A 2,760-nucleotide genomic window follows, 5' to 3' on the forward strand; every position below is an offset into this window, starting at 1 on the left:
CGACCGACACGGTCCGGTAGCCGGGCAGCTCGTCGGCCAGCCGCAGGTTCGGGAAGCGCCGCAGCAGCGCCGGGTAGGCGGCCCGCAGCTCCAGCCTGCCCAGCTCCGCGCCGACGCAGCGGTGCGCGCCGTGCCCGAACGCGTAGTGGCCGCCCGGCGCGGGCACGCGGGTGTGGTCGAAGTCGGTGCCCGCGTGGCGGTTCGCGGCGACCAGCGAGCAGACGACCGCGTCGCCCTCCTTGATCCGCGCCCCGCCGATCTCCATGTCCTGCTTGGCGAAGCGCGGGAACGCCACCTGCACCACGCTCAGGTAGCGCAGCAGCTCCTCCACGACCGGCCCGACGGCGTCGTCGTCCTCGCGCACCGCGCGGGCGGCCTCCGGGTTCTGCAGCAGCACCGCAGCGCCCAGCGCCAACATGCTGGCGGTGGTGTCGAACCCGCCGGTGAGCACGCCGTCCGCCAGGCCCGCGAGCTCCTCGTCGTCGACCTGGTCGCCGTGGTTGCGGATGATCATGCCGATGAGCCCGTCGCCGGGTTCGACGCGCTGCCGCTCGACGACCTCGCGCAGGTAGTCCAGGGACTCGGACACCGCGCCGAGCGCCGCGTTCGCGCCGCCGAACACGTCGAACCGGGCCGCGGCGAGCCGCTGGAACAGCTCGCGGTCCTCGTAGGGCACGCCGAGCAGCTCGCAGATCGCCAGCGACGGGATGGGCAGCGAGAACTGCTCCACCAGGTCGACCGGGCCGGGCGCCGCGTCCATCGCGTCCAGCCGGTCGGCGATGATCTCGTCGATGCGCGGGGCCAGCCTGGCCAGCCGCCGCATCGTGAACTCCGGCGTGAGCAGCTTGCGCAGCCGGGTGTGGTGCGGCGGGTCGGCGAACCCGAGGCCGCCGGGCGAGCGCTCGATCTTGACGAAGCCGGTCTGGCCGATCCGCGCGTAGTCGTTGCTGAAGGCGTTGCCGTCCGCCAGGACCGCGCGCGTCTCCTGCTCGCCGGTCACCAGCCACACGCCGAACCGGAACGGGGTCTGCACGCGGTGGATGGGCCCGTCCGCGCGCATCTGCTCCATCTCGGCCACCGGGTCGAGCCCGTCGCGGCGCAGCGGCAGCATCACCCCCTCGGGAAGCATCGCGAGCGCCCGCGCCCCGTACTTGGCCAGGAGCCACTTGGCGACGGCCCTCCTGGCCACCCAGGCGACCACCCCGTCACGCACCGCCGCCATCGTCGCAGTCATGCTGGTCCTCCACCCCGATCGTGCACCGCAACCTACGAGCGCGGGGCTGCACAGCCCTGGACTCCCCGCTGGTACCGGGCGTCGAGCAGCCCGATGGGGACAGCCGTCGACCCGGCCACCACGACGCGAGAAGATCGAACCCGGTCAGGCCGACCCTCCCACCTCGGGCAGGTCGCGACGACGCGCGCCCCCAGAAGACCCCTGGAAAGCACTCGAAACCGCCCCATCGGGGAATTCAGCCGCAAGGTAGCGTAATCCACTCCGTTCGGTCGACCGAATCGGCGATCTGGTCGAGACCGGCCAGCACCCCTTCGAGCGACTCGGGGGTTTCGAGGTAGTTGATGACGCCCCGGTAGAAGGCGGAGCGCAGGCTCGGGGGCATGAGGTCCGAGGCGTCGAGGCACAGGGACGCGCCCCCGGTGAGGACTTCGGCGATCCGCCGGTCCACCGGATCGACGTAGCCGGAGGGGGGTACCCGTTTGTGGGCGGAGTATGCGCCGCCCGCGGCGGGCCAGACCCGCTGGCCCTCGGCGTCCGCCAGGTGGGCCAGGAGCCTGCCCGCGGCGGGCGAGTCGGTGAAGAGCCCGGCCAGGTCGGCGGACACCTCCCAGCCGCTCGCGCCCAGGTCGGGGAAGGGGGCGAAGTCGCCCGCGCGCCCGCGCTCCCGGTAGGCGGCACCCGCGAACGAGCCGAGGTGGTCGAGCCCGCAGCCCTGGGGCCGGGTGAACATGGCCAGGCCCGCGTCGTCGAAGTCGGTGAGCAGCGCCCGCTCGGCGGGGACGCCGGACACCAGCGCGCCCCAGGTCTCCCAGGCCCGGCGCACCTCCGGGGAGCGCCAGGCGAGCTCCCCGGAGGCCCACCGCCGGTAGACCCCTGGGCCGGACTGGTGCAGCAGCAGGTCCTCGACCCAGTCGGTGCCCGGCCAGCCCGCGTCCGGCGAGGAGCCCAGGCCGAGGCACCACGGCGCGCCGCCCGCCAGGAGCTGCTCGGCGTTCGCGGGCGGGCGCACGTCCGAGTCGGGGTCGAACCAGATGAGGCTCTTGAGGTCGGCCTTGACGACGACGGCGTGCGTGCCCTCGGCGCCCACGCGCGCCAGGTCCCGCCAGAAAGGCGCGTAGTCGGCCTCGGGCAGCGGGGGCAGTTCCCGCAGGTGGCCGCCCCGCGCGTAGTAGGCCAGCTCGCCGAGGCCGGGCAGGACGGCGACGTCGGGCGGGTCGCCCTGCTGCACCCTGGAGCGCAGCAGCTGGCCGAGCGCGCGGCTGCCGGTGTAGTCGTAGGGCACGCCGGTCCGGTCGAGCACGGCGCGGAACCGGGCCTCCTCGGCTCCGGTCCACGGGCCGAGGACGCGCACGAGCGCGCGGTCGGCGGGCGGGGCGCAGCCGGGGAGGCAGGTCAGGAGCAGGAGCGGGACCAGCGCGCGCAGGACGGCGTGGCGGGTGGAGGGGCTCATGGCTGCGCTCCGGGCGGGGTCGGCGGGGCGGGATCGGCGGGGCGGGTCACGGGGTCGCGCTCCGGGTCACCGGGGC

The 2,760-nt window shown here is 74.8% G+C and carries 2 protein-coding genes; both read right to left on the bottom strand.

The genetic code is table 11. The features are described from left to right. Positions 1-1,234: cytochrome P450 (locus ACTUAL_RS06250; protein ID WP_440899575.1), on the bottom strand; the 1,234-nt coding region annotated here is incomplete at its 3' end. 235 nt (positions 1,235-1,469) lie between these two features. Next, the gene (locus ACTUAL_RS06255; RefSeq protein ID WP_440899576.1) at positions 1,470-2,684 is read right to left on the bottom strand and encodes a carbohydrate ABC transporter substrate-binding protein; all 1,215 of its coding nucleotides are present in this window, start codon (positions 2,682-2,684) and stop codon (positions 1,470-1,472) included. Positions 2,685-2,760: the final 76 nt, after the last annotated feature.

Source organism: Actinosynnema sp. (assembly GCF_052038725.1).

What these genes read in the sequence shown, in the direction of transcription:
- ACTUAL_RS06255 (WP_440899576.1), bottom strand. Translation starts at nt 2,684, where the DNA reads ATGAGCCCCTCCACCCGCCACGCCGTCCTGCGCGCGCTGGTCCCGCTC.